Genomic DNA, 24,039 nt, shown 5'->3' on the forward strand with positions numbered 1-24,039 from the left:
GCGGCTGCGGCCGGGGGCGCCGCGGCCGCCGGGGGGGAGGTTGGGGGGGGGGGGGGGGCGGGGGGGGGTTGCGCGGCCGGGCAACCGCGTCTCCCGCGTTATTTGAGTTCGTACAAGCCGGTGTGAGTGGTCGAGTCGAGTTCGTTCAGATGCGTCATGAAGCGCGCCACCGCGTTGGTGGTGTCCGCGTTGATCGGCAGATGCGGCACGCGCAGCGCATGCAGACGGAAAATGTAGCGATGCGCCTTGTCGCCGCGCGGCGGCGCGGCGCCGCCGAAGCCGACCGTGCCGTAGTCGTTGCGCACCTGCAGCGCGCCTTGCGGCAGCAACGAGCCATCCGCCTTGCCGGCGTTGCGCGGCAGCGAGCGGGCATCACCCGGAATGTTCACCACGACCCAGTGCCAGAAGCCGCTGCCGGTGGGCGCGTCGGGATCGTGAACGGTGAGCGCGAAGCTTTGCGTGTCGGGCGGCGGCGCCTCCCATTGCAACGCGGGCGAGATGTTCTCGCCGTCCACGCCGAAGGCCTTGTCGTGATATTCGTGGGCTTTCGGCATGAAGCCGTTGGTGGGAAATTCGTCGGACCAGAGACGGAAATCTGCCATGATGTGCCTCCCTTCTTGAGTGGTTCTGGGATGGTCGGGGCGTGCGGTTTTGCAACCGGTTTGCAGGGCAGGGCGCCGCGCGGAAGTACCCCGAGTTAGCCAGTCGAGTGTATCACCAGCGGCCTTCGAATTCGTGGCAGGCGGCGAGGCTACAGGCGGCTTTCAGCCGCGTTCCTCGAAGCTCGGCGCGTCGCTCTTCAGCCACTCGACGAGCCGCTGCAAGACACCCTCGATATCGCGATTGGCGCCGCGTAAAGCGCATTCCCATACCACCGCGACGCGCCAGCCGTTGGCGAGCAGCGCCGCGCGAACCTTGTCGTCGTTGCTGCGATTGCGGCCGATCTTGTCGCGCCAGAACTCCGGCCGCGTTTGCGGCCATTTGAAAAGATGACAGTCGTGGCCGTGCCAGAAACAGCCGTGCACCAGCACGACAGCGCGGTAGCGCGGCAAGACGATGTCCGGGCGTCCCGGCAGATCGCGCGCATCCAGACGGAAGCGAAAGCCCTGCCGGTGCAGCAGGCTGCGGATCAGGATTTCCGGTTTGGTATTGCGGCCGCGGATGCCGGACATCATCCGGCTGCGCGTCGCGCTGTCGACGATATCGACCATCTTTAGCGCTTAGCTAGTGTTTCGAAGGTTTCGACAGGCCGGCCACCGACACAAGCTGACCGCTCACGCGTAAAGCGAGAGCGTTTGCTTCGAACCATGGCGCGTCTCCTCGACGAGCAGGGTTTGCACATGCGGCAGCATGATGCGCGCCACTTCGCGCATCACCGGCATCACGACGCTGTTGCCGAATTGCCGGTAGGCCTGCGTATCGCTTACCGGGATCCGGAAGGTATCGGGAAAACCCATCAGCCGCGCGCATTCACGTGGCGTGAGGCGGCGCGGACGCAGTGCCTCGCCTTGATAGACCAGGATTTCGGAGCCGTCCTTGTGATAGCGCGCCGACAGCGTGCGCGTCACGCTGTTCGGATAGGCCATGCCGAAGCCGAAACCGTTGCCTGCCGCGCGATGCTTCTCCGCGTAGTTTTGCAGATAGGTCCAGAGGTTCGGCGTGAGCGTGTACTTGGGCTGTACGCGCCGGCCCGAGTGATCGAAGAAGCGGTCCTGGTCCCACGGCAGCACCGGTTCACTGCCGTCCGTCCGATGCAGGATCGAGCCGAGGCGCGGGCCGTCTGCCGGCAGATGCAGGTCGTCCCAGGAGAACGAAGTCTTGCCGCGAAAGCCGACGATGATGATCCGTTCCCGATGCTGCGGCGTGAAATGCTGGCCGTCGACCACGCGATAGTGCACTTCGTAGCCGAGTTCGTCGCGCAGGGTTTGCAGGATCATGTCAAAGGTGCGGCCCTTGTCGTGCGAGAGCAGGTTCTTCACGTTCTCCAGCAGGAACGCGGCGGGGCGTTTCGCCGCGATGATCCGCGCGACGTCGAAAAAGAGCGTGCCCTGGGTCGTGCATTCGAAACCGTGCGGCCGGCCCAGCGCGTTCTTCTTGCTCACGCCGGCGATCGAAAACGGCTGACACGGAAAGCCGCCGAGCAGCACGTCGTGGCTCGGCACGTCTTCAGCCGGAAACGAGACGATGTCGCCGATCAGCGCATGCTCGCCGCCGCCGGGGTAATTCTCGCGATAGGTCTTGGTCGAAAAGTCGTTCCACTCGCTCGTAAAGACGCAGTCGCCGCCATGCGCCTCGAAGCCCATGCGAATCCCGCCGATGCCGGCGAACAGATCGATGAAGCGGAACTGGGCGTCGCCGCCCGCGCTGCGTTTGGCCCGCGCGCGGTTTTGCAGCAGATCGCGCAAGGCCGGTTCCAGCATCGCCGGGCACTGCGTTTCGCCTTTTTCCCAGCGGCGCACCGTCTTGATGTCCTTGCCGACATGCGCGGCGATTTCGCGTTGAGTGAAGCGGGCGCGCGCTTGCTTGAGCAGTGCGAGCGGTGCGGCGAGGGTCACGGGTGTCCTTGCTGGGAATTTTTGCGGACATTATGACCTAACGTCGTCCCATTTCCCTATTTTTTGCGCAGCTTGGGCAGAAAATTTCCACGTTCGGCACACCGCGGACAGGGGAAGTCCACGGCTAAATGTGGCTGTCACAGTTGCGCGTGTACGCTTCTGGCGTGACGCGAATTCCCCGCGTTGCGACGTGTTGAGGCCGCGACGTGTTTCGCGGCCTTTTTTTAGCTCGTGCAAAGGGGCTGCCGCCGGCCCGGGAAGGGCCGGGGTTCAGGCTCGCAGCGCGTCAGACCGGGTGGCTGGCGTTGGCCGGATAGGGCGGTGGGAACAGGGCGGCGGTGGCAGGCGCCAATGCGTCCCAGGCCAGTTGAGGTTCAGCTTCGTACTGATCGAGCTGGAGCAGGAGGCTGTCGACCGTGCACAGTTGCGCGTGGGACAGGTTGCCGGCGTCGAGCAGTTGGTACAGACGCTTGCGCCAATACGCGGCCGGCAGGATCGGGCCGCCCAGGTCGCCGTGTAAAGACGGCCGCATCACACGCGCAATATGCGCGATGTCCCGGTCGATCAACGCGGCCTGGGATGATCCCGAAAGCGTAATGAGTGTGCGGTCCATGGCTCCTCCTTGGCACCTTTACGGCAGGCAGAGGCGGGACTTTAGGCCTTTCTGAAAATATTTTTACGCGACGCGCGCTGGAGAAACGAGGCCGTGCGCAGGCACGGGCACACCCGTTGCTGAGTACGGATACTGGCGTAATGTCGCGCCGGCATTCCAAATAGTGGAGCCGAACATGAACAAGGACCAGGTGAAGGGTGTGACTGAGCAGGTCAAGGGCAAGGTCAACGAAGCGGTCGGCAAGGCCACGAACAACCCGGGCAAGGAACTGAAGGGCGATCTGCAACAAGGCGCGGGCAAGGTGCAGAAGGCCTATGGCGACGCGAAGGAAGACGCCAAGGACAACGCCAAGCGCAACGCGCCGTAATTCCGCTTGCGACGGGTTCGACGGAAGAGGCGCTTCGGCGCCTTTTCCTTTTTTGCCGACGCTTTTGCGTCGCGCAACGGCCCTTTTTCGACCGATGGCGGATTTTGCCTGGGAGTAACCCGGGATTGGCGTCGAGAGCATTCCGCACGCGGTGCGCCGCCTTTAGACTTGGCGCATCCAACACGGAGACGGCGCCCATGACACCCGAAAAAATTCTTTCGATGTTCGAACGGCAATACCTCGAGGGCAAAACGCCCGTCGACCTGGAACAGACCTGCGCGAGCTTCGCCAGTTGGCTGGCGGCGGCGTGGGAACTGCTCGACGGCGAGCAGAAGACGCTGTTGCTGACGGTCGGCGCGTCCTTGTGGCGCGATGGTTATAACCTGCGCGCCGGCACGGCGACCAAGGATTTGTGGTGAGTGCGGGCTAGCGTGCGCGTTTTGCGTTCGCGGGCCACTCTGTTACACGTCGACTGTAAAACCTTGCGTGCCGATAGGAGCATCGGGCCGCGCGCGCACGCGTTGCGCCGAGTCGGTTTATATTTGGCGATCTTGCATTGGGATCTTCGCTGCGGGTCGTCCGGCCGGCTGCCGGGGCCCGATTCTCTTTTCAAGCCGCCACTTTCGCACAAGGGTTACACCGCCACATGACCGAACTATCCGCTTTTCCGATCACGAAGAAATGGCCTGCCGAGCATCCGGACCGGATTCAGCTCTACTCGCTGCCCACGCCCAATGGCGTGAAGGTGTCGATCATGCTCGAAGAAACGGGTTTGCCGTACGAGCCGCATCTCGTGCGCTTCGATGCCAACGATCAGATGACGCCGGAGTTTCTGTCGCTCAATCCGAACAACAAGATTCCGGCGATCATCGATCCGAACGGGCCTGACGGCAAGCCGCTGCCGCTGTTCGAATCCGGCGCGATCCTGATTTATCTCGCTGACAAGAGCGGCCGGTTCATTCCGCAGGATGCCGTCGGCCGCTATGAAGCGATCCAGTGGGTGATGTTCCAGATGGGCGGCATCGGGCCGATGTTCGGCCAAGTGGGTTTCTTCCACAAGTTCGCCGGCAAGGAGTATGAAGACAAGCGTCCGCGCGATCGCTATATCGGCGAGTCGAAACGGCTGCTCGGCGTGTTGGATCGGCAACTCGAAGGACGTGACTGGATTCTGGGCGATTCGTATTCGATCGCCGATATCGCCACGTTTCCTTGGGTGCGTAATCTGATCGGCTTCTATGAAGCGGGCGATCTCGTCGGCATTCAGGACTTCCCGAACGTGACGCGCGCACTGGCTGCGTTCGTCGCGCGACCGGCCGTGGCGAAGGGACTGGATATTCCGAAGCGTCCGTCGTAATCGATTCAGGCGGCCGGGCGGCGAGTTTCGCCGGCCGGCCGTCGTTCACCTTGGACCCGACGCGCTTTCTGCGTGAATCTTGGGTTGTCTCTCGCTCTTCTATTTGTGTTCGCTTGACGCTGCGTCGAGCGCATCGTCATCGTCCGCGATAGTGCTCAGCCATGTGATCGACGAACGCCCGTACCTTGGGCGCCACATAACGCGTTTGCGGATACAGCGCGTAGTAATGGCGGCTTCCGAGCGTGTAGCCTGGCAAGACTTGAACGAGACGGCCGCTTCTGATGTCTGTCTGAACCGTCTGCCGCGTGAAGGCGGCAATACCCGCGCCCGCGAGCGCCGCGGAGTAGAGCGCAGTGATAGCGTCCGTTCTCAGCCGGCTGCGCGGCAAGACATGGATTGGCGCGCCTTGTTCGGACGTCAGCACCCATTCTGTCGGTGCGAGCGCGCCGGTAAAAGACAGTAACTCGTGTTCGGCGACTTGCCCGGCTGTGTGTGGGAGTCCGTGTCGAGCCAGATAGGTCGGCGATGCAACCAGCACGACGTCCGAGACGGCCAAGGTCCTCGCAACCAGCGTCGTGTCCGCCAATGGTCCGCTGATGCGCAGCGCTACGTCGAAGCCCTCTGCAACGAGGTCGACGAACTGATCGCTGCACGATAGCTCTAGTTGGATGTCGGGATAACGCTTCTGGAACGCCGGAAGCCAGTCAGCCAGTTCCAGTGTGCCGATGGCAAGCGGCGCGGTGACGCGCAGCAAGCCGGCCGCCTGTTGATGTTCGTCCGCCATGGCCTGCGCCGCTGCTTCCACGCGATCGAGAATATCGACGCTGGCCCTGTAGTAGCGTTCACCCGCGGCCGTCAGCGTAAAGCGCCGCGTGTTACGGTTGAGCAACTGAACACCGAGCGAAACCTCGAGTTGCTTCAATTGACGCGACACGCTCGAATGCGTGGTGTCGAGCCGTTCGGCCGCAGCCGAAAATCCCTGCGCTTCGACGATGAAGCGGAAGGCACGCATTGCAAGCAACTGGTCCATGGGCGAGATTGGCGCTACGCGGCGTCACCACGAAGGTGAATCGGGCCAATGCTTAGCGCAGCGGTAAGTGAATAATTTCCGACGTGCTCATCACGTCGCCAAACGTAGCTTCGATTCGGCCGGTGACGCTCGATGCCGAGCCGCCCGATGCTACCATGACGTCGTCGTAGCCACTAACGAGCACCGCGCTCGACAATCAGTAGGATGCCGGAATATCCGAATGACATGATGAGCTTCGTGCCGTTTATCAGGCGGCCAGCGACAGGACGTCGCTCGTGCTCATCACCGAGCCGAACGTATCCGCGATTTCAGCCAGGGCCGACAGATGCAGCGTGGCGTGCCCAACGCGCAACTCACTGTCGACGACGATTTCGCGGGTCGCGCATGCGTCGGCGACCACGACAACTTCAAAGCCTGCCGGCACTGCGTCTCGCGCGGCACCGGCTACGCAGGCGTGCGTCATGAGGCCACCCATGACGAGATGCGTGATGCCATCGTCTTTCAGCGTACGCGCGAGATCCGTGCTGGCAAATACGCTCACGGAGCTCTTCTCGACGACGCGATGGGCGGGCTTCGGTTGCATGTCCGTGTGAAATTCCACTTGCCGGCTATCGGCGGCAAACAGAGGTGAGCCGGCCGGTGCAATGTGCTGCACGTGGACGACGTGCCACCCATGGTGGTCAGCGCATTCGACAAGCTGGCGCGCGTTTTGCAACGCCGCCGCGCCACCGGGAATGGGCAGCGAGCCTGTGAAATATTCGTTCTGAAAGTCGATCAACAGCAACGCGGTGGCGCGAGCCGGCAGCGAAGCGGGCGGGCAGGCACCGAGGATGCTACGAAGTGTGCGGCTGGACATGGTTCTTTTCGGCAGTGGTTGGAGAGGAACCGAGTCTAAGGCGGGCGAAGCGCCGCAACAACGCCGTGGGCTAAACAGAGTTTGTGCGTGATTTGCACAGTTCGACGCCGCCACAGCGGCCTTCTCGTGCGACGACGACCATCGCTGCGGCCATATAGGGTATTAGGCGACTCGTGGAACTGTCGTAGCCCGATCCTTACCAAACATCTCGAGAAACTATCGACTGTGACCATCCGCGTAGTGGGATATCCGCGACGCGTCCCCGGAATAGGCAATGAATCAACCTCAGCACGTCCGGATTGCTGGCCTCGACGGCTTACGCGCACTTTCCGTCATTGCGGTATTTCTTGCGCATACCGGTCTTGCCGGCGTTGTGGGGGGCGGGTATGTCGGTGTCGATGTATTTTTCGTCTTGAGCGGCTACCTGATCACCAACCTGCTGGTAGCCGAACACTTGCGCACCGGTCGGATCGATTTGCCGGCGTTTTATTGGCGGCGCGCCCGGCGGCTTTATCCGGCTCTATTGCTGATGCTTGCAGGCGTCAGTGTCTATTGTCTGATATTTCCTGCCCCGTTGAGATTGGGTCTGGAAGTCCTGCCGGCTTTCTTCTATGTGATGAATTGGGTGCGTGCGTTCGAGATCTACGATGCGCATCTCACCGGACATACATGGACCCTCGCGATCGAGGAGCAGTTTTACCTCGTCTGGCCGCTGATCCTGCTGGGCGTGTTGAAATTTTGGCCACGGCGCATCCTCATCGCGGTCGCGCTTCTCACGGTCGCGGTGATTGGGTGGCGTTCGTTTCTGATGTCGCATGACTTCCCGGTGGTCCGCGTTTATTGTGGTTTCGATACTCACTCCGACGGTCTTCTGATCGGCGCGTTGCTGGCAGTGGCGCCTCGCCGCTGGACCTCCTGGGCCGGCAAGTTGTGGCCGGTTGCTATTGCCTATCTCTGTTTCGTGCTGCTTAGCGAGACCGGCGTCGAGTTTTCGTTGCAGGTGTTGGGTTATCCGCTGACACCGTTAGCCGCAGCACTCATCATTGCGAAGGTCGTGACGGATCAGCGTTCCACGTTGGTTCGGGTGCTCAATATCGCGCCGCTGGTGGGACTAGGGCGAGTTTCGTACGGCTTTTACCTGTGGCACTACGTTGTCCTGCAGTCGATGCTCTACGGCGGACATGACACGATGGGCGCATTTTTCGGTGGCTTCTCCCACCCGGATATCGCCATGGTGACGATCACTTTCGTCATATCGATGGCACTGACCCTGTTCTCGTGGTTTGTCGTCGAAAAACCGGCAATGAGATTGCGGTTCCCGTGGCGGCGACGCGGTGGCGACCCGAACCGAAGCCGGTGCGCGAGATACGCGACCGACGAAAACGGCCATTAGCGTAATGGGCGACGTTTGCCGCGTCTGCAACACTTAATAGTCGGGGGCGTAACCATCAATTTGTTTAGTTTCCGTGTCAGTCGATAGTTAATTGATTTGTTCGGCTGCAGTGCAAGACATGGTAAGTTGCACGGTGCCAGTCCCCACGCCGAGAGGTAGTTCATGAATCTGGTCACGACGCTGCGCCGCGGACATCTTCTGAAACATGCCAATCTGTCGGGAGTCGGTCTCGAGATAGGGCCGTACGATCAGCCAACCGTCTTCAAGTCGGAAGCCGATGTGCGATATCTTGACTGGAAAGATAAAGAGCAACTGGTTCGGGAGTGCACGCATCCGGACATGATCGTCGACATACCCGAAATCGATTACGTGGTTCATTCGAACCGGTACGGCGACTACATCAGCGATAAGTTCGATTACATAATCGCGAATCATGTGATGGAACACGCGCCCAACATGATTCAATGGCTGTCCGACTTATGCGACATGATGCAGCCGGGCGGAATCCTGTTTCTCGCCTTGCCCGACAAGAAGTTCAGTTTCGACAAATATAGGCAGGACACGGCGCTGAGCCATTTCGTGGCCGAGTATCTGGCGGGCGTCGAGGAAATCCCGCGCGAACATCAAATCGAATGCGAGATCTATTACGACGAAGCATTCGTCAACAAGCCGATGCATGTGGCCGACAAGCTGGATATGAACCGTATCCGGCAGAAGCTGCAGGCGCCTCCGCATGTCGGTATTCACAGTCACGTTTTCGAGAGCGGCACGATCGTGTCCAAGGTTTTGAAGCCGATCCTGAAGATGGGTTTCGTGGAATTCAATCTCGTCGACTTCGTGCCTGCGCGCGGAGAAACCGGCGGAGAGATGATCATTGTTTTTCGCAAGGAACCTCCTCGCGTTGAGCTTACGACTGAGGAGTTCTACGGCGCTCCGGTGGGTACGGAGAGGGCAGTGAGCATGAGCGCCGACCCGGCTGAGCGGCTCGCCGAAGCCGAACAAGCTCTTGCGGAAATGCGAGCCAAGGTCGCAGTGATGCAAGAGGAGATCGCATCACGGACTTCGACGATCAGGGAACTCGAGTCGTCGACCTCCTGGCGAATCACGGCGCCGCTGCGTGCCGTGGTGACGAAGCTTCGCGGGCTCGGTGCGAGGGGGCGAAACGTATCGTATTGAGTGCGCGCGTCGAAGTGGCTATGTACCCCGGTGTATCTGGCCGCCGCGTCGCAAGAGATGCGGATAGTCGCTTTGGGGTCAAGGCGGCAGGGTGAACAGGCAATTTCGTGAAAAACGCTCCAGCATCGAGGCACAGCTGACACGGCCGCACCGCTTCTTTGTATGATATTCGGCAGATGCCCTTCACCATTTGTCGGAGACCCCCATGAAACCGATCAAATTGCGTGTGCCGCGCGAGGAAGCCGCCGACCTGCCGGACGATCTCACCGCATGGGCGAGCCTCTCTGGCGTTGATCCGGGACTGACTGTGTTGGGCGAGCCCGGGTCCACGACCGACAGTAGCTCACCGGTTCTGTACCAGGTCTACGTGAGCCAAAGCTTCTTCGAGCAATTCCCGGAATGGCGGATGTATATCGAGCAGTAGTCGATCACGGCTCGGTAAGCGTTTTTGAAAACATCATATGAAATCCCTGGTTATATTCATCGACAGGTTTCTGTAAGATAATGGCTCACGTCAGCGCCCCGAGCGCGGTGTGTGTGTTTTGAGCCGCAGCGTTGCCTGCGGCTTTTTTTTTGCTGAGCCTTTCTGAACCAGGTGGTAGTTTCCCTGGTGGCTCACCTTGGGGCATGGCGGTTGCGCGATGTTGGCTGCATACGCGGACCATCGCGTCAGGAGATTGATCATGGTTTGCCAAACCTATGCTCCGTATCGCGGGTTCAGAATCGACGTTCAGGTCACGACCGGGAAGACGTTGTGTTTGCACAATGTCGGACGCCGGTACAAGGTGTCCTGGACTATCAGTTCGTCGAGTCAACCTGTACAAAAGGTTGCAAGTTTTCCAGAGCAACTGGAATTCATCTCTGAGCAGGATGCGTTCAGATATGCGGAGAAGCGAGCGCATACGTTTATAGACTGTATGCACTCGGGAAACGCCGTCGAGCATACGGTATATGGCACCGTTCACGGTCCATTTGCAGATACATCGGCACACGCGACGCCCAAACCCTGACGCGCGCGAGGTCGGAGCCACACTGCGCATAGCTCGCACACCGCCTGCAGCCATTCCGCTTATCGCGATACTTCAGAACCCCAGCGAAAATGCCGATACTGAAGCCGCAGAAGAATGTCGTCACACGAATTGAGTCGGCCTGGATGCCGGCAAATGCGGTGGGGTGATGGGATGCTGAAAATATCGTGTGTGGTGCTCGCGGCTGCACTTGCGTTGCCGCTTACGTCCGAGTCGGCACCAATCGGTGATTGGATCACTGGCGCGACTGATGATGGACAACTCTTCGCCGGTTCGGTAAACGATAGCGGCGGAATGTTGATGAAAGCGTGCAGACCTTCAGAAGGAGTCTGCTACTGGTATCTCATGACAGCCACCAACTGCGAGAAAGGGGTGACCTCGCCAGCCCTGTTTTCTACATCCCTTGGCGCCATTCCTTTTCAACTCACCTGCGACACGTCGATTACGCAAAGTGGCCGCCCCATGTTCCGCGCACAGATTGGCAACCCGGACGCGATGGATTCGCTGCTTGACTCTACTATGCCTCTCGGGATTGCCGTCGCCCTTCAGGATGGCAGATTCGCCGTCTACCGCTTCTCCATGTCGGGAGCCAAGCAGGCAGTTTCAATTCTGATGCAGGGCGCGGCCAAGCTTAGCAATTCGAATCGGCAGGGCACGCGGGATTCTGCTCTCTAGTCTCGAACTGCCAAGAATCATTTAGCCGGCCGAGCAGGCCGGCACGCTTAGCGCCCGTGGCCGCCGCCGTGGCCCCCACCATGTCCACCGCCGCGGCCACCTTCCCAGTGTCCCCGCCCGTAGCCGTGGTCCCAACCGCCATGGTGGTAATCCCCGTGATGGTAACCGCCGCCGCCTCCAGCCCAGACGTTAATGCTGCCGTAGCCGTATGCGGGTACATAGTCGGGCCCGTATCCAGGATCAGCGTACCCGTAGCCAGCCGGATATGCGACGCAACCCGACAGTGCGGCAGCCAAACTGGTAACTGCGACAAGCCTGAGCATGTTGCACCTCCTTAAAAGATCAGAGTGGGGGTGCAGAACGAAGTTCGGCGCGAATTGTGTCCGCAGGTTACTGAAGCGCCGAGACCGCTACTTTGAGCGCAACAGACGCGCCGCGCAGATCTGATGGATGCCACAAACCGCCGGCGATTTATAGTCGAGCATCCAGCCATCGACAAGGAGCGGCAGCAACGACCGCTCTCTGGTGAGGCTGTACGTTTCCATCACCTGCGGCGCCAACTCAGCCGCCATCTGCCGAGCGCGATGCGTTCCTGTCAATCCAAACGCGCTCCGTTCGCCTGGCCAGCAATTGCTATTGATTTGTGACGCACGCCATGAAAATTTCTACAAAACATTCACGCCTGCAATGCGATTAGATCTCTTGCACTCGGCGTTTCCGAATGATTGGCCTGCTATGGATTAGGCTATTAAATTGTGCCGTGCCGTGAGGCGCGACCAGACTAGCCTCTGAGCGGGGATCTCGATCAGATGGTGGGCTACCGCTGCGACCGCAATGGCCGCCAGCCAATACGCGACTGCCTTGGTAGAAATCGAATAGCTTGGCGTCATGTAGCCGTGGTCTTCCGCGTACCGCAATACGAGTTGATGCACCATGTATAAGGCAAAGCTGATCTCGCCTAGATAAATGAGTGGTCGCGCATTTAAAAGGCGAGACAAGATGCCTTTTTCAAGCGCGAAAACGGCTATTAGCAAAGCGAACACAATGGCCGCTCCGCAGTTTGATAGCCAAATAGCAACAGGCTTGTTGGGATGGAAAGGTAGGTCGGAGACGAATTTGAGATCTGCGGCCCACACCGCCGACACTGCGATCAATGCGACGCCAATTTCAATCACGCTCGCTGGCCAGCCGGTTTTGATGGCTCGCCCCAGTTTCTCCAGCAGTTGATAGGCAGCGATGCCCATCATAAATTCGCTCAGTCTGGTGATCGGTGAAATGTACGCGGACCACAACATCAACGGGCGTCCCATGTTCTTAAAGGCAAGCAGCATTGCGGCGGTAAGAAGCACGGTGCCCGCGAGCTTGACGGCCCAAGTGGTGTTCGCTCGCCAAATCAGTAGCGGGAAGACCGCATAAAAGAACGCCTCATCGGACAGGCTCCATGAAACCCCGTTCAACGAGAAATAGTCGTTGATGTTCCATGACCAGGCATGCAGCAGCAGAACATTGAGCACCGCTGCCGCGCCCGCAATAGAACCGCCTTCAAAGTGAATCAGCCATGCGGCTGCCGCAGCGCCAGCAAGGTGCAGGGGCCAAATCCTGGCGAACCGTTTCAGATAAAAGGAGCGAAGGTCATTCTTTGATGTGATCGTTCTGTGGGTATGGGCGAGAATATAACCAGACAGAACGAAGAAAAGGGATACCGCCTGCGTGAGCGCAAGATGGTTCGCGAGGCCGAAATAGCCGAACTCTCTGCGAGTATGAAAAACGACCACCATGGCGGCAGCAAAGAATCGCAACGATGTCAGCGAATGGATTTTTTCTGCTTTCACTGGTAAGGCCTCGAAAGATTGCGAGATATTACCAGCGTCACGGCAGGTGCCGTCAGAACGATACGTCATCGTCGACACATCTGCGCCCTCCCAGATAACGGGCGAGTGAACCGCATCATCGCTCGGCGGCACGCCTATGTGCATCCAAAGGTTAACTCGGCCTCCTGAGGCGTCCACCCGCGAACACCATGCGTCTGCATGCCGACCTGATGTCAGTATGCAAATGCCCTGCGCGATGCCCAGCGATGCTCAGGCTTTCGACAAGCGGTCTATGCGAAAGGCGTATCCAGCGTCCGACGTCCAGCATCTTCCTTTGACTTAATTGGCGCGCAGTCAGCCATCCCTGCGAACAGATCTCCGGCATCATTGAGACGTGCTGCGGATCTCCGTTCGTCGTCATACTGCGGATCGTTTTCGCAGAGGTACCGGCGCAATCCATCCAACGTAGGGAGTGTTGAGCAAGTTTTGCATGGACTCGCTCGAGGCGGCTGTTTAGATACCAACCCTGCGCGAACCACAGCACGACTGCCAACGAATCTGGATTGTGTTGGGCAAACGTGGGCACTGATGGCAGCAAAAAAGCCCCACAGCGCAAGGCATACGGGGCTTTTATGGGCAAACTTGGGTGAGGCTGGGAAGCTAGTTGGTCCCCCTGACAGGAATCGAACCTGTATCTAGCGCTTAGGAGGCACTTGTTCTATCCATTGAACTACAGGGAGATGGATATTTGCAATGGGACGACCGAGCCCTTGCAGTTATTGGCTCAAGCCTTGTCCCGTAGGCGTTTCCGGCTTTTCTGCTTCTTCCTAAATGAAGCGCCGTGACAGCCCGTGAACCCCAGTTTATAGCAGTCTCTGCTACACTTTTGCTACAAATCGTCCCTGTAGCACCCAAAAATGATCTGGCACTGCTACAGTTTTCGAGCGGGGAAAACATGGCTTCAATCCTGCCAGTCGGCAGTCGCTGGCGTGCCCAGGTACGCAGGCGAGGGCAGAGTATAGCAAAAACGTTCAAAACCAAAGGCGCCGCCGAAGCCTGGGCGCGGGAAAAAGAAGTCGAGATCGACAAGGGACAGAACGCCGTTGATGCGGCAACTGTGACGGTCGGCGACCTCGTCAAAAAGTATCGCGAGGCGCGAGCCGAATCTGATCGGGCCGTCAAAGCGAAATCGAACGAGTACTACATCCTGCAGCGGCTGGAGGATGCTTTTCAAAGTCACTTTGCCTCGCGGCTCACGACCCAGCAGATCGTCAAGTTTGCCCAGGATCGCAGGAAGGCCGGCGCTGGCGGTTATACGGTCGACATGGATATCTCCAAGCTGGGAACCGTGCTGCGTCACACGGCGTCACTGCTTGGCCTGACGCTGCCCGATGCAATCGGCGCAGCCCGGCCAACGCTTCACCACCTGCGACTGATCGATGCCGGCGGCAAGCGGGATCGCCGACCGACGCCGGAAGAAATCGAAAAGATATTCGCGTGGTTTGCCGAGCATCCGGAACGTCAGCAGGCCATGCCCGATCTGTTGCGCGTCGCCATGCAGTGCGCGTTCCGTCGCGGTGAGCTGTTCAACCTGCGCTGGGATGACATCGACGCCGAGAATCACCTCGCGCTCGTGCGCGATCGCAAGCACCCCCGGCAGAAGGTCGGCAACAACGAGTGGATCCCGCTGATCGGGGACTCGTTCGAAGTGATCATGCGACAGGCGCGTTACCCTGTCCCGCCGGAATATGCCGCAAAGCGGGCGGTCGATCCGGCCGTGCCGCCGCACAAGAATGAGTTTATTTTCCGGTTCGACAAGGGGACGGCCAGCAAGTACTTCAAGCAGGCGTGTGACGACAAGGGGATTGAGAATCTGCATCTGCATGATCTGCGGCACGAAGCCACTAGCGCGCTATTCGAGGCGGGCTGGCAGATCCCAGAGGTCGCAGCGGTGACAGGGCATAAGGACTGGCGAAACCTGAAGCGATACACCAATCTAGATCCAGCTCAGGTGGCGAAGAAGGGGCGGTTAAAGCTGGTCAAGGCAGCGTGATTGCCCAAATACGGTAACGAATAATCGGGGAATACGAAATTGCAAAAATATTATCCACCTCAGTATCAGGCGAGAGAGTTCAATTGCGTGCATTGTGGCGTGTACGCGGGGCAACATTGGTCCGACGTTAACGTTTTCAACCGTGCTTCGAAGTATGAGACGGCAAAAGGTCTGGGGGCTTGCATGTGCACTCATTGCCACCGTTGGAGCTACTGGCACGAGGGAAATCTAGTCATCCCTTCGCGGGTAGCTGCAGTTCAGGCACATGAGGATTTTCCGGAAGGCTCACGGGCGGACTACGAAGAGGCACGTGAAATCGTTGGACGCTCGCCGAAGGCTGCTGCTGCTCTGCTCCGGCTATGTCTGCAAAAGTTGATGCGCGAGCTGGGTGAGAAGGGCAACAACATCAACGACGACATCAAGTCGCTGGTGCAAAAAGGGGTACCCGAATTTGTCCAGCAGGCGCTCGATTTCTGCCGGGTGGTGGGAAACAATGCGGTTCATCCTGGGGAGATTTTGCTCGACGACACCCCTGATGTTGCGATCGCCTTGTTCGAAATGCTGAATGTGATCGTCGAGCAACGCATTGCGATGCCCAAGAGAATTCAGGCGCAGTACGCCGAATTGCCGGAGTCTGCCCGCCGAGCCATTGAAGCGCGCGACACAAAGGCAAACCCCGCCTAACGGCATGACTTTTCATGCGGCTTGCTTGCGCGCTTTCTCTGACATCGCGTCGAGGTATTCTGCGACCGCGTCATAAGCCGCATAACGGGCAGCGCCCTCCTTATACGTCGGGATCGGGAACGTCTCTGCGCTGACCTGGTTGCGGATGGTGCCCTCGGACATGGCCAGCAGCGTCGCTAGCTGTGCCATCGTCAGCCGCACGCCGAATTTTTCGAGAATGAATGCGCGGGTGAGAAGACTCATTGTCGTTACTCCGTCGGTGTCGGCCGCATCGCGCGATCGAGCATCATCAGTCCTGTTTCGAGCTGGACGCCGGCGGCGCTAGCCCACGTGCGTGCTTCCTGCGCGGCTTTGTGCCGGCGATAGCTGCCCACCTCGTCGCGCATGAGGTCGAGCAATTCAATGTCCGCGCCATGCACGACGACGTCGACCAGTTGACGAATCTCGTGGCGAATCGCGTTGATCCGTGCGAGGGTGGCCAGTCGGGAATCCGACTGGCCTTCGTTCATCTGGATAGTCTTGCGCCGCGTGAGCGGAGCCTCGTCCTTCTGGATGGCATTGGCGGGCGTGAGCACGCCGCAGTTGACGTCGTCGTTCGATGCGTACGCCGGAACGGTGCCAGCGAGCGAAAGCCGTGGGCGTTTGTCCGCTGGTTCCCGCTTACGCGGCAGCGGACGTGGGGTAGAAATGGCCGGGCGAACCATCTTCAACCTCCTCGCTTCGTATCAAGTAGATCTTTCACGGGCCGCAGGGCGGTGTGTACTCCTGCGATGGTCTGCTTTTCCAATTGGCCGAATGCGCGGTCATGGAGCACAGCCTGCAGGGCCTGCAAAAGTTGCTTTGCCTGCACGTCGGTGATTTTGTGCGTAGCCGGCTTGTAGAGAGCCTTCTTGGTGACTTTGGCCTTCCCGCTGGCCTTCACCTGTGCTGCTGCGTTCGAAAGGCGCTCAAGCGCTTTCTCGCCACCATGCGTCCGGATTTCCTCAATCGCGAGTGTCGACGCCACTACCTTGTCGCGGACGAGCTTGTGAAGTGCGACCGGTGCCTGGGCGAGCAGCAGTACATCGCGGATCGTCTGGTCTGTAATGTTCAGCCGCTTGCAGATCGTGGAGTTGACCTCGCCGAGCTCCTGCAACTCAACGACCTTCTCCGCCAGTTGCAATGGCGTCAGCTTCTCGCCGTCGTTGTTGGTGATGCCCGAATAGATGAGGTTGACGCGGTTGACGGACTTCGCCTCGTCGATAACGATCGGCAGGCGGTCAATCTCGGCACCTTCCTGGATGGCCATCAGCGCCGCGTGATAGCGATGCTGCCCTTCGTACACAAAGATTCGGTCTTGACCGCCGACTTTGCGTACGAAACAGCCAAGCGGCTTTTTACGGTCGTATCCGTTGGCGACTATCAAGCTGGCCAGGTGACGAACCCGCTCCATGTCCAGTGGGCGAACGTTGTCGCGTGGATCGTAGTGGATCTCACCGGGCGGGACAGTCCAGAGGTCCGATGATCCGCCGCCGGCAGCCTTGACCGCGGCCTTCGTGTTGCCGGTGACGATCATTGCGTCGAGAACGAGCAGGCTGGTCTTAGCCATGATTCGCCTCCAGTCTGGACGGGATACCGCCTACGTCGGCGAACGTGGCATCCGGGGCATAGTGAAACAGCGTGCCGTCAAACGGAGCGATGGTTACACCGGCGAGCCAGTAAACGAGGCGTTCGTCGGAGCGTCGGATAGCCTGCCGCACGACCGTGGCTCGCACAAGCATGTGTAGCTCGAGGCGGAGTGCCTGTCGATCGGCGTGCGGCAATGCGGCCTCAACGTTGTCGATTGTGAGCGGGTCCGTCTGACCAGCAAAAAGGGCGATCAACGCCTTGCAGATCGGGGAGATGTCAGTCTGCATGTTGTCTCCGGAGGCGACCGTAAAGGGTGGCGCGCAGGAACGGCCGGGCAAAGCAGAGCGCGCAGAACAATGCGATAGCCACGACGATGAGTTTGCCGGCGGAAGCGCCAGCGAATAGCCAGAGCACGGTGTCTGCGAGACCGAACAGGTAGCCGATATAACGGTGCTGGGCTGAGCCAGTGAGGAACCACACGGTGCAGCACGTGGTGATGGCGACGAGGAGGGCGAAGATCACGCGACCTCCTTTACACGTATCGCGCGTGGTTTCCGCTTCTTCGCCTTGGCGATCATGCTCTCGGCAAGGGACTCGGCCTTCTTGCGTTGATTCCTTTTAATGACCGCTGCGCAGTCATCTTCGCTTGGGTACGAGATCAACGTGCCGACGACGTCGGTGCCGTCGAGGATTATGTAGAGCGTGTGCACGCTGCCGGCGAGAGGTCGGCGCGCAACAACGTACCTTCCCACCATGACGGGTGTGGTCGCGCGCGGTGCCATCGGATCGTAATGAACGATGGAGCGCAGGCCGATGGTGTCTCTGCGCGTCGGCTCCTGCGGAGCATTGAGTTTTGGTCTGTGCATGTGGCGTTTATTCCGTATCGCCAGCGGCAAGACGCTTGCCGTCCAGCGTGGATTGGTCTGTTCGTTTCTGCCTTTTGCGCAGCTCGGCGCAGTTGGCGAGGCAGATCCGCAGGGCGGGATTAGTGACGGCGTCGACAGCCGAACCGCGTACGTGACGGAGACGAAATTCGCTGGCTATCTCGGCGTCGCTGACGGGGAGTCGGTCTGCCATCGCGTCAGTTACGCCATTGGGTGGACCGGTTTTGCGATTCCCCCTGTTGGCGGCGGAGCAAGCACATTGATGGTCGCCACGATGACGGCGACCACAACGACCAGGCGCCATGCCAGCGACGTTTCAAAGTCACTTTGCGACGGCGCCAATTCTTCTTGCATCAGGCGAAGCCACGCCCGGCGGTCATTCCCGGCTGAATCACGTATGGAATTCATGCGATCTCCTGTTCCGACGCAAATGCGTCAGGACGAAAGATAGTCTTTTATGGCTTATGCAGTCAAGTCACAAATGGCTATTTCTGTTTGGGAAATGCAGCACGCGACAGTTGGCGCATGCTGGGTTAAGTCGCGGGTGCCTACCTGAGGGGACGCAGACGCGTCAGGGCGTAGGAGATGCCGACTTGCGCAGTCAGCGACAGTGCAGCGTCAATCCACGGCACGGTGTTGAGATACGTTGCAGCCATGCAGGCGAGCGAAAAAAGCGGGACGAGTCTGGTGAAGCCGCCGTGTCGCCGAGGCGGCGGGTGGTTGTCGCCGTGGGAATTGATTAGTTTCCTGAGGCGCAGCAGGCCTGCGCTGATCGCCGGCGTGAACTCGGGTTCTATCCCGGTTGCCGCTAGTGTGACGGTGCCGTCTTGCGAAAGGAGAACGACCGCGAACGCGATAGCCGGTGAGCTGAGCCCATCAAACTGGGCGATAGCTTCGGATCTTGCGAGTCGGGCCCTGGTGGCCGCAGCTGAGCGGTCGGGGGAGATGTAATGCTTAGTGGTGAGTCTTTTCTTTCTGTAGCTAGTGAAATCAGCGACGTCCGCGCCTTCCACCGTGAGGTTTGGTTTGGTCTTCATCGATGCTCAACGTTTTGTTTGAAAGGTCTCGTTGAGCAACGCGCTTAACCATCTCTTCTTGTGCGGGGGTGGGTTTCATTGCCTCGGAATATTTAAACGGCGCGTCGCTCACCGAGTTCTTATCCTGCGACACAAACGTGAATTCGATAAATGACTCGATCTTGGCTTGATCTGCCAGCGATAGCTTTGCGAACTTTTGGCGATCGTAGCGGAGTTCGGCAACCCCTGACGTGTAGTCGGTCAACAGGTCGGTGACAGTAACACCAAGCGCTTCCGCGACTCTTTCAACATGCCCCAGCTGCGGGTCCACCTCGCCGTTCAGCATGCGTCCGACGGTTCGTTGGGCAATGCCGGACTTCTGGGCGAGGCGCATCTGCGTGTCAAGCGTTGGATGCGCAGCCATCGCCTGCCGAAGGTTTGTGGCAAGCACGGCTCGGATGGGGGTCTTTTTCATGCGATCTATATTGCCAAATATGGCTAGACACTTGTGTCCTATTCCGCACATTACTTCGGGTTGAAAAATAGCCATAAAAGACTTACGATCGGGCCTGACCACATCTCGGAGCATGCAATGGAGCAAGGACAGGTGTCATGGTTGGCGACCGTAGTTCGCTCTCTGCAGGAAACCAAGGGCAAGTGGCGGACGATTTCGTCCGTGACGGGGATTCCATACGACACGCTCACCAAGGTAGCCCTCGGCCGGGTCGCCGATCCTCGCGTCTCGACGGTGCAGGCCTTGCATAACTATTTCGCAAGTCGGCCTACCGAGACGTCGCCGGCCGATCGCGCTCGCACGGCGCACTAACTCTTTTTTAAGCATTGGTGCTGAGCGGCGCCACGGGTGAGAAGAGCGACGGTGAGATCGCATAGTACGAGCGCCTGACAGCGGCGCACAGCATGAAAAGCCGTATCGACAAAGACACCGGGGATTCACATGACCTGCAGATACAGCGGTACGGATTGGCTAGACGTTCTTTATACGTCGGTACGCGGCACGCCGGGCGGCGTTGCAGACGCAGCGGCCTTCCTGACCAATCGTCGCGGCAAGAGCATCGGCACTGAGTCCTTGCGCCTGCGTTTGCGCGGGGAAGGCGAGAACCGTCTCTCGATGGAAATGTTCGAGCTTCTGATCGAGTGGATGGAAGAAAAGCGTCAGCCACAGCGCTTCGACGTGATTCATGCACTCAACGAACGTTTCGGACTTCGCGCGACCGAAGCCACGGAGCAGGATGGGCCCGACAGCGTCGACGCGGTTGCACTTGGCGCGTTGGAGCTTGCTCGGCAATCCGGCGTGGTGGCCGGCGAAGTGCGCACGGCAATCGAAGACGGGCGCATAACGGATCAGGAAGCCGACGCAATCGTGCTCGCTGCTCGTGATAATCAGCGACTGCTTGGCCGACTCCTGCGCACCGTGCAGGCCGTTAGCAGGTTGGGTCGCCGTCAAGCATGAGGTTTTGTCCTGGAATGTCATGCTGCAACCCGCACCGTGAGCGGGTCGAACTATCCTGCGATGTGCACCAGCAACTCGCTTGCGGAATGTCCGCACTCCAGTGGACGGCTGACCGCGATCCGGGCCACACGCCGCAGTTTCTGGCGTCGCTCATCAATACCTTTCCCAATGACCTCGCGCTGATTCGCCAGGCGGCCTTACGCGCGGCGGTTGTTCCCCTGTTCGTTGAACGGGCCGCAGTGGCCTGTGCGGCATTGAAGACCAAAACTGAGCGACACGACTTCAGGCGACAGCTGGAGGGAGGCCTCGCGCCGGCCGATCTGGAGCGCTTCGATCAACTCATGTCCGCCGAATGGCGCCGCCTTCGCGGCAAGTAATCAGGGAGACCTCAAAGTGACTTTGCGCGGTGCGAGTTCATTGCTTCGCCGTAGTAACCCATCTTTCGGACGTTCTCCGTCCGGTCCACAGATGTACGCCGCCGGCCGCGCCGCGTGGCGTGCGTTTTCTCATCAACGCGAACGCCAGAGGAGGATCAACGAATGTCTTCGTTAGAGCAGATCGTTCAGCAGCTCGTGGCTGAAGGTCATCCGAAGCTTCCGGACGGCCACCCGATTGCTGATGGCAAACCCCACCGCTATGGGGCTGGAAAAAAATATTGGTACTCGCTCCATCAGATCGAGCGTGCGGGCAAGGTTCTCGGTTACACCGGCGCATTCGGGCGCTGGTCCGGCAATGACAATGGCGCGCAAGCTTTCCAGTGGCACGGCGAGGCATTGACCCCGGAAGACGTCAATGCAGCCCGACAGCGTCAGCAGGCCGCTGATCGTGCCGAAGCCGAAAAGAGAGCACATGCTGCGAAACTCGCAGCGAATCGTGCGCGCGACCAATGGCAAAGAGCAAGTGACGATGGCACGTCCGCATATCTCGACAGAAAGCAGATCACGCCAGAGGGCGTCCGCTTCGATTCTGAAGGTACGGTGCTGGTGCCAATGTTCCAGTACGCCGACAGCATCCGTCTCGTCGGGCTGCAGAAGATCACGCCCGATGGCGCGAAGCGTTTCAACAAGGGCATGGAGAAGAAAGGCGCTGCTTACCTGCTCGGCGAGATTGGCGACGATGACAAGGTCGCCATGGTCGCGGAAGGTTATGCAACCGGCCGCTCGATCCGGATGGCGACTGGCGAGGCCATTCCGCTGTCGATCTGCTTCGATGCCGGCGGAATTCTGTCCGCAGCGCGTTACCTGCGCGGTGCTTACCCGGATCTGCATCTGCTGATTTGCGCGGACGACGACTGGAAAATCGAGCAGCGGCTGCGGGAGTGCCTTGTCGACGAGTTTGGCTATAGCGGCGAGTTGCCAATCGGCGGCGATGCGGTGCGGGTCGAAACAAAAAACACCTGGTACATGATGCGCGCAATGTACAAGCGCGATGATCAGGGTGTCGGGTACATCGAGCTATCGTACGGCAATGACGTAGCGCCAGAGCGCCGCAAGCGGTTCGAGAACGCGGGACTCAGGTGCGCATTTGAGGCCGTTGCAGACGTCGGTAACGCGAGCGTCGTGTTTCCGCGCTTTGCCGACCGCGGTGACCGTAAGCTCACCGATTTCAATGATCTGCATTGTGAGGAAGGTCTCGAGCCCGTGCGGCAGCAGATCCAGTCCGCGCTGCTCGCTGCATTGGCGCCGGCCGCGCTCGACATCCCGCTAGCTGCACCCATGCAGGATCAGGATCTGGCAGGCGACCCTCTATACGACCGTGCAGTTGCGATCGTGCGTGCCGCCTCGCGTGTGTCGGTGTCGCTTGTGCAGCGTGAGCTGCGCATCGGCTTCAATCGCGCGGCCCGGCTGATCGAACGCATGGCGGCTGACGGCGTCGTTTTCGACGAAAGCCCGAACGGTACGCGTTCGGTGATCGGCGCCGTCGTGGCCGAACGCGCGACGTCCGCTGGCGCTGCGGCGGAGGAAAGCGGCAGTCATGAGATCGAGAACGGTGCGCACACATGGGAGCGCGATCTCGCGCGAAGCGAGAAAGGCAATCTGCTGCCTACGCTCGGCAACGTGCATCTGATCCTGTCGAATCATAAATCGTGGCAAGGAGTCATTGCGCAGGACGACTTCGCCGGTCGCGTTGTGAAGCGTAAGAGGCCGCCGTTCGCACAGGGAGAGGTCGGCGAGTGGTCCGACATGGACGATATCCGCTGTGTGCTCTGGTTGTCGCAGAAATACGGCATATCGGTGCGGCAGGACATCGTGATGAGCGCGGTGCTGCTGGTCGCCGACGCGACGCATTTTCACGACGTGCGCGAATACCTCGAAGGTGTTGTGTGGGACGGTGTCGAGCGCGTGCGTACCTGGGCAACGCGCTATATGAAGGTGGCCGATAGCGAGTACGTGCAACTGGCCGGCACGAAGTGGCTCATCGCGGCAGTCGCGCGCGTGATGCGGCCCGGCTGCAAAGCGGACAACGTGCTGATTCTGGAAGGCAAGCAGGGCTGGTACAAGTCGACCGCGCTGGAAGTGATCGCGGGCAAGCCGTGGTACACGAATTCGCCGATCCGCATCGGCGACAAGGACACCTACGCCGTTATGGCGGGCAAGTGGATCATCGAACTGGCCGAGCTGGATTCCCTTAACAAAAGCGATTCGTCGGCCGCCAAGAGCTTCTTTGCGACGGAAACTGACCGGTTCCGCAACTTCTATGGCAAGCGGGCAACGGACGTGCACCGGCAGGGCGTCTTCGCCGGCTCGGTCAACTTCGACACATATCTCAAGGACGAATCCGGAAACCGGCGTTACTGGCCGCTACGTGTCGGCGGCCCGATCCTTATCGACGACCTGCGCCGCGACCGCGACCAGTTGTGGGCAGAGGCTGTGCATTTGTACCGGCAAGGCGTCATCTGGCATGTGACCGAAGCCGAAAAACCGCTGTTTGAAAGCGAGCAGACCGAACGCTATGAAGGCGATGTCTATGAGGACCGGATCGCACGCGATCTGGAGCTCAGGCCGCGCGTCACGATGGAGGAGATCCTCGCCGACATTCTCAAGCTTGACACGTCGAAGTGGACGCTGCCCGAGCAACGCCGCGTTGGCAAGGCGCTGAAATCACTCGGTTGGGTGCGCAAGCGGGAGTCGACGGGGCGACGGGATTGGTACTACGTCAAGGAAGACGAAGCGCCGGCACCGGTGATGGAACTCGCAACTGAAGGCGCGGACGATGACGCACCGCTTTGATTTTTTTGTCGTTCTGGCGCGCTGCGCTTCGGTTTTCGGCGCGCTTTTGCGACAGCTTTGGCGCGCCGTTTTCTGGGTGCAGCGTCGTCCTGTGTCCCAACGTCCCAAGCGATCGCCTTGCGTGTGTGCGCATGCCCGCGACGTGCGCGACGTGAGGGTGTGCGCATGTCGCGGGCGCGCACGCACCCACAAGCCTTTCCCTTGGGACATTAGGACATTGGGACATAGAAGGGGA

Annotated in this window: 29 protein-coding genes and 1 tRNA gene; 13 read left to right on the forward strand and 17 right to left on the reverse strand. The window is 59.6% G+C overall.

Going from position 1 to position 24,039, the window contains the following annotated elements; all coding sequences use genetic code 11:
* Positions 1–98: 98 nt before the first annotated feature.
* The 4 genes from P0D80_RS37545 to P0D80_RS37560 all read right to left on the reverse strand — a co-directional run bounded on the left by P0D80_RS37545 (position 99) and on the right by P0D80_RS37560 (position 3,168).
* Entirely contained in the window at positions 99–602 is a 504-nt protein-coding gene (locus tag P0D80_RS37545) for a YbhB/YbcL family Raf kinase inhibitor-like protein (protein WP_132375510.1), read from the reverse strand.
* Positions 603–764: 162 nt separating this feature from the next.
* Positions 765–1,211 carry a very short patch repair endonuclease gene (locus P0D80_RS37550; protein ID WP_408177900.1) on the reverse strand — a complete coding sequence of 149 codons (447 nt, stop codon included), beginning with the start codon at positions 1,209–1,211 and terminating at the stop codon, positions 765–767.
* Between the two features lie 63 nt (positions 1,212–1,274).
* Positions 1,275–2,555 (reverse strand): DNA (cytosine-5-)-methyltransferase, encoded by a 1,281-nt coding sequence (gene dcm / locus P0D80_RS37555; RefSeq protein WP_408291368.1) that lies wholly within the window; start codon positions 2,553–2,555, stop codon positions 1,275–1,277.
* Positions 2,556–2,841: 286 nt separating this feature from the next.
* Positions 2,842–3,168, reverse strand: coding sequence for a hypothetical protein (locus tag P0D80_RS37560; protein WP_132375504.1), 327 nt, complete (start codon positions 3,166–3,168; stop codon positions 2,842–2,844).
* Between the two features lie 175 nt (positions 3,169–3,343).
* Between P0D80_RS37560 and P0D80_RS37565 the strand changes: the two genes are divergently transcribed.
* The 3 genes from P0D80_RS37565 (at position 3,344) to P0D80_RS37575 (ending at position 4,889) form a co-directional block, all read left to right on the forward strand.
* Positions 3,344–3,535: a CsbD family protein gene (locus P0D80_RS37565; RefSeq protein ID WP_132375502.1), complete on the forward strand. Its 192-nt coding sequence runs from the start codon at positions 3,344–3,346 to the stop codon at positions 3,533–3,535.
* 197 nt (positions 3,536–3,732) lie between these two features.
* Positions 3,733–3,954, forward strand: coding sequence for a hypothetical protein (locus P0D80_RS37570; protein WP_132375501.1), 222 nt, complete (start codon positions 3,733–3,735; stop codon positions 3,952–3,954).
* A gap of 227 nt (positions 3,955–4,181) precedes the next feature.
* Complete coding sequence (locus P0D80_RS37575) at positions 4,182–4,889, forward strand: glutathione S-transferase N-terminal domain-containing protein (RefSeq protein ID WP_408177902.1); 708 nt, start codon at positions 4,182–4,184, stop codon at positions 4,887–4,889.
* A gap of 136 nt (positions 4,890–5,025) precedes the next feature.
* On the opposite strand, the gene P0D80_RS37580 is transcribed toward P0D80_RS37575, so the two are convergent.
* Both P0D80_RS37580 and P0D80_RS37585 read right to left on the reverse strand, forming a co-directional pair.
* On the reverse strand, positions 5,026–5,919 hold the full coding sequence (locus tag P0D80_RS37580) for a LysR family transcriptional regulator (RefSeq protein WP_408291372.1): 894 nt from the start codon (positions 5,917–5,919) through the stop codon (positions 5,026–5,028).
* A 247-nt stretch (positions 5,920–6,166) separates the two neighbouring features.
* The gene (locus tag P0D80_RS37585) at positions 6,167–6,775 is read right to left on the reverse strand and encodes a cysteine hydrolase family protein (RefSeq protein ID WP_408291374.1); all 609 of its coding nucleotides are present in this window, start codon (positions 6,773–6,775) and stop codon (positions 6,167–6,169) included.
* Between the two features lie 274 nt (positions 6,776–7,049).
* On the opposite strand from P0D80_RS37585, the gene P0D80_RS37590 reads away from it, so the two are divergent.
* The 4 genes from P0D80_RS37590 to P0D80_RS37605 all read left to right on the forward strand — a co-directional run bounded on the left by P0D80_RS37590 (position 7,050) and on the right by P0D80_RS37605 (position 11,047).
* The gene (locus P0D80_RS37590) at positions 7,050–8,168 is read left to right on the forward strand and encodes an acyltransferase family protein (RefSeq protein ID WP_408291376.1); all 1,119 of its coding nucleotides are present in this window, start codon (positions 7,050–7,052) and stop codon (positions 8,166–8,168) included.
* Between the two features lie 162 nt (positions 8,169–8,330).
* Positions 8,331–9,344, forward strand: a complete 1,014-nt coding sequence (locus P0D80_RS37595) for a class I SAM-dependent methyltransferase (RefSeq protein WP_408291378.1) — start codon at positions 8,331–8,333, stop codon at positions 9,342–9,344.
* A 205-nt stretch (positions 9,345–9,549) separates the two neighbouring features.
* Positions 9,550–9,768: a hypothetical protein gene (locus P0D80_RS37600; protein ID WP_408291380.1), complete on the forward strand. Its 219-nt coding sequence runs from the start codon at positions 9,550–9,552 to the stop codon at positions 9,766–9,768.
* A 757-nt stretch (positions 9,769–10,525) separates the two neighbouring features.
* Entirely contained in the window at positions 10,526–11,047 is a 522-nt protein-coding gene (locus P0D80_RS37605) for a hypothetical protein (protein ID WP_408177909.1), read from the forward strand.
* 740 nt (positions 11,048–11,787) lie between these two features.
* Here the strand turns inward: P0D80_RS37605 and P0D80_RS37610 are convergent.
* Together P0D80_RS37610 and P0D80_RS37615 are read right to left on the reverse strand one after the other, a co-directional pair.
* Positions 11,788–12,948, reverse strand: coding sequence for an acyltransferase family protein (locus P0D80_RS37610; RefSeq protein WP_408291469.1), 1,161 nt, complete (start codon positions 12,946–12,948; stop codon positions 11,788–11,790).
* Between the two features lie 575 nt (positions 12,949–13,523).
* Positions 13,524–13,598, reverse strand: a tRNA-Arg gene (locus P0D80_RS37615).
* Between the two features lie 215 nt (positions 13,599–13,813).
* Here P0D80_RS37615 and P0D80_RS37620 point away from each other — a divergent pair.
* Both P0D80_RS37620 and P0D80_RS37625 read left to right on the forward strand, forming a co-directional pair.
* The gene (locus P0D80_RS37620; RefSeq protein WP_408291383.1) at positions 13,814–14,911 is read left to right on the forward strand and encodes a site-specific integrase; all 1,098 of its coding nucleotides are present in this window, start codon (positions 13,814–13,816) and stop codon (positions 14,909–14,911) included.
* Positions 14,912–14,950: 39 nt separating this feature from the next.
* A complete protein-coding gene (locus P0D80_RS37625) occupies positions 14,951–15,595 on the forward strand; it encodes a DUF4145 domain-containing protein (RefSeq protein ID WP_408291385.1) in 645 nt (214 codons plus the stop codon).
* Between the two features lie 12 nt (positions 15,596–15,607).
* On the opposite strand, the gene P0D80_RS37630 is transcribed toward P0D80_RS37625, so the two are convergent.
* From P0D80_RS37630 to P0D80_RS37670, 9 genes are all read right to left on the reverse strand, one after another.
* A complete protein-coding gene (locus tag P0D80_RS37630) occupies positions 15,608–15,838 on the reverse strand; it encodes a hypothetical protein (RefSeq protein WP_408291387.1) in 231 nt (76 codons plus the stop codon).
* 5 nt (positions 15,839–15,843) lie between these two features.
* Positions 15,844–16,299: a hypothetical protein gene (locus tag P0D80_RS37635; protein WP_408291389.1), complete on the reverse strand. Its 456-nt coding sequence runs from the start codon at positions 16,297–16,299 to the stop codon at positions 15,844–15,846.
* A 2-nt stretch (positions 16,300–16,301) separates the two neighbouring features.
* On the reverse strand, positions 16,302–17,183 hold the full coding sequence (locus tag P0D80_RS37640) for a ParB/RepB/Spo0J family partition protein (protein ID WP_408291391.1): 882 nt from the start codon (positions 17,181–17,183) through the stop codon (positions 16,302–16,304).
* Complete coding sequence (locus P0D80_RS37645) at positions 17,176–17,490, reverse strand: hypothetical protein (protein WP_408291393.1); 315 nt, start codon at positions 17,488–17,490, stop codon at positions 17,176–17,178. The genes P0D80_RS37640 and P0D80_RS37645 overlap by 8 nt, the downstream gene beginning before the upstream one ends.
* A complete protein-coding gene (locus P0D80_RS37650) occupies positions 17,480–17,725 on the reverse strand; it encodes a hypothetical protein (protein ID WP_408291395.1) in 246 nt (81 codons plus the stop codon). Before P0D80_RS37650 ends, P0D80_RS37645 begins: the two co-directional genes overlap by 11 nt.
* The gene (locus P0D80_RS37655; protein WP_408291397.1) at positions 17,722–18,069 is read right to left on the reverse strand and encodes a beta-hexosaminidase; all 348 of its coding nucleotides are present in this window, start codon (positions 18,067–18,069) and stop codon (positions 17,722–17,724) included. The genes P0D80_RS37650 and P0D80_RS37655 overlap by 4 nt, the downstream gene beginning before the upstream one ends.
* Before the next feature lie 219 nt (positions 18,070–18,288).
* A complete protein-coding gene (locus P0D80_RS37660; protein ID WP_408291399.1) occupies positions 18,289–18,495 on the reverse strand; it encodes a hypothetical protein in 207 nt (68 codons plus the stop codon).
* A gap of 140 nt (positions 18,496–18,635) precedes the next feature.
* Entirely contained in the window at positions 18,636–19,124 is a 489-nt protein-coding gene (locus P0D80_RS37665) for a hypothetical protein (protein WP_132375469.1), read from the reverse strand.
* Positions 19,078–19,578: a helix-turn-helix domain-containing protein gene (locus P0D80_RS37670; protein ID WP_408291402.1), complete on the reverse strand. Its 501-nt coding sequence runs from the start codon at positions 19,576–19,578 to the stop codon at positions 19,078–19,080. Before P0D80_RS37670 ends, P0D80_RS37665 begins: the two co-directional genes overlap by 47 nt.
* A gap of 117 nt (positions 19,579–19,695) precedes the next feature.
* Between P0D80_RS37670 and P0D80_RS37675 the strand changes: the two genes are divergently transcribed.
* From P0D80_RS37675 to P0D80_RS37690, 4 genes are all read left to right on the forward strand, one after another.
* A complete protein-coding gene (locus P0D80_RS37675; RefSeq protein ID WP_132375465.1) occupies positions 19,696–19,929 on the forward strand; it encodes a hypothetical protein in 234 nt (77 codons plus the stop codon).
* Positions 19,930–20,058: 129 nt separating this feature from the next.
* Positions 20,059–20,574, forward strand: a complete 516-nt coding sequence (locus P0D80_RS37680) for a phage regulatory CII family protein (RefSeq protein ID WP_408291404.1) — start codon at positions 20,059–20,061, stop codon at positions 20,572–20,574.
* 14 nt (positions 20,575–20,588) lie between these two features.
* On the forward strand, positions 20,589–20,951 hold the full coding sequence (locus P0D80_RS37685) for a hypothetical protein (protein ID WP_408291406.1): 363 nt from the start codon (positions 20,589–20,591) through the stop codon (positions 20,949–20,951).
* A gap of 162 nt (positions 20,952–21,113) precedes the next feature.
* Positions 21,114–23,804: a VapE domain-containing protein gene (locus P0D80_RS37690; RefSeq protein ID WP_408291408.1), complete on the forward strand. Its 2,691-nt coding sequence runs from the start codon at positions 21,114–21,116 to the stop codon at positions 23,802–23,804.
* Positions 23,805–24,039: the final 235 nt, after the last annotated feature.

It is taken from the genome of Paraburkholderia sp. RL17-373-BIF-A (assembly GCF_046030175.1).
Taxonomy (GTDB): Bacteria; Pseudomonadota; Gammaproteobacteria; order Burkholderiales; family Burkholderiaceae; genus Paraburkholderia.

Excerpts from the sequence above, each read along its gene's own strand:
- P0D80_RS37580 (WP_408291372.1), bottom strand. The coding sequence starts at position 5,919 with ATGGACCAGTTGCTTGCAATGCGTGCCTTCCGCTTCATCGTCGAAGCG.
- P0D80_RS37605 (WP_408177909.1), top strand. The coding sequence starts at position 10,526 with ATGCTGAAAATATCGTGTGTGGTGCTCGCGGCTGCACTTGCGTTGCCG.
- P0D80_RS37685 (WP_408291406.1), top strand. The coding sequence starts at position 20,589 with ATGTCATGCTGCAACCCGCACCGTGAGCGGGTCGAACTATCCTGCGAT.
- P0D80_RS37680 (WP_408291404.1), top strand. The coding sequence starts at position 20,059 with ATGACCTGCAGATACAGCGGTACGGATTGGCTAGACGTTCTTTATACG.
- P0D80_RS37595 (WP_408291378.1), top strand. The coding sequence starts at position 8,331 with ATGAATCTGGTCACGACGCTGCGCCGCGGACATCTTCTGAAACATGCC.
- P0D80_RS37670 (WP_408291402.1), bottom strand. The coding sequence starts at position 19,578 with ATGAAAAAGACCCCCATCCGAGCCGTGCTTGCCACAAACCTTCGGCAG.
- P0D80_RS37645 (WP_408291393.1), bottom strand. The coding sequence starts at position 17,490 with ATGCAGACTGACATCTCCCCGATCTGCAAGGCGTTGATCGCCCTTTTT.
- P0D80_RS37560 (WP_132375504.1), bottom strand. The coding sequence starts at position 3,168 with ATGGACCGCACACTCATTACGCTTTCGGGATCATCCCAGGCCGCGTTG.
- P0D80_RS37545 (WP_132375510.1), bottom strand. The coding sequence starts at position 602 with ATGGCAGATTTCCGTCTCTGGTCCGACGAATTTCCCACCAACGGCTTC.
- P0D80_RS37620 (WP_408291383.1), top strand. The coding sequence starts at position 13,814 with ATGGCTTCAATCCTGCCAGTCGGCAGTCGCTGGCGTGCCCAGGTACGC.
- P0D80_RS37675 (WP_132375465.1), top strand. The coding sequence starts at position 19,696 with ATGGAGCAAGGACAGGTGTCATGGTTGGCGACCGTAGTTCGCTCTCTG.
- P0D80_RS37660 (WP_408291399.1), bottom strand. The coding sequence starts at position 18,495 with ATGAATTCCATACGTGATTCAGCCGGGAATGACCGCCGGGCGTGGCTT.
- P0D80_RS37550 (WP_408177900.1), bottom strand. The coding sequence starts at position 1,211 with ATGGTCGATATCGTCGACAGCGCGACGCGCAGCCGGATGATGTCCGGC.
- P0D80_RS37600 (WP_408291380.1), top strand. The coding sequence starts at position 9,550 with ATGAAACCGATCAAATTGCGTGTGCCGCGCGAGGAAGCCGCCGACCTG.
- P0D80_RS37640 (WP_408291391.1), bottom strand. The coding sequence starts at position 17,183 with ATGGCTAAGACCAGCCTGCTCGTTCTCGACGCAATGATCGTCACCGGC.
- P0D80_RS37575 (WP_408177902.1), top strand. The coding sequence starts at position 4,182 with ATGACCGAACTATCCGCTTTTCCGATCACGAAGAAATGGCCTGCCGAG.
- P0D80_RS37635 (WP_408291389.1), bottom strand. The coding sequence starts at position 16,299 with ATGGTTCGCCCGGCCATTTCTACCCCACGTCCGCTGCCGCGTAAGCGG.
- P0D80_RS37585 (WP_408291374.1), bottom strand. The coding sequence starts at position 6,775 with ATGTCCAGCCGCACACTTCGTAGCATCCTCGGTGCCTGCCCGCCCGCT.
- P0D80_RS37610 (WP_408291469.1), bottom strand. The coding sequence starts at position 12,948 with ATGACGTATCGTTCTGACGGCACCTGCCGTGACGCTGGTAATATCTCG.
- P0D80_RS37570 (WP_132375501.1), top strand. The coding sequence starts at position 3,733 with ATGACACCCGAAAAAATTCTTTCGATGTTCGAACGGCAATACCTCGAG.
- P0D80_RS37630 (WP_408291387.1), bottom strand. The coding sequence starts at position 15,838 with ATGAGTCTTCTCACCCGCGCATTCATTCTCGAAAAATTCGGCGTGCGG.
- P0D80_RS37565 (WP_132375502.1), top strand. The coding sequence starts at position 3,344 with ATGAACAAGGACCAGGTGAAGGGTGTGACTGAGCAGGTCAAGGGCAAG.
- P0D80_RS37590 (WP_408291376.1), top strand. The coding sequence starts at position 7,050 with ATGAATCAACCTCAGCACGTCCGGATTGCTGGCCTCGACGGCTTACGC.
- P0D80_RS37655 (WP_408291397.1), bottom strand. The coding sequence starts at position 18,069 with ATGCACAGACCAAAACTCAATGCTCCGCAGGAGCCGACGCGCAGAGAC.
- P0D80_RS37665 (WP_132375469.1), bottom strand. The coding sequence starts at position 19,124 with ATGAAGACCAAACCAAACCTCACGGTGGAAGGCGCGGACGTCGCTGAT.
- P0D80_RS37690 (WP_408291408.1), top strand. The coding sequence starts at position 21,114 with ATGTCTTCGTTAGAGCAGATCGTTCAGCAGCTCGTGGCTGAAGGTCAT.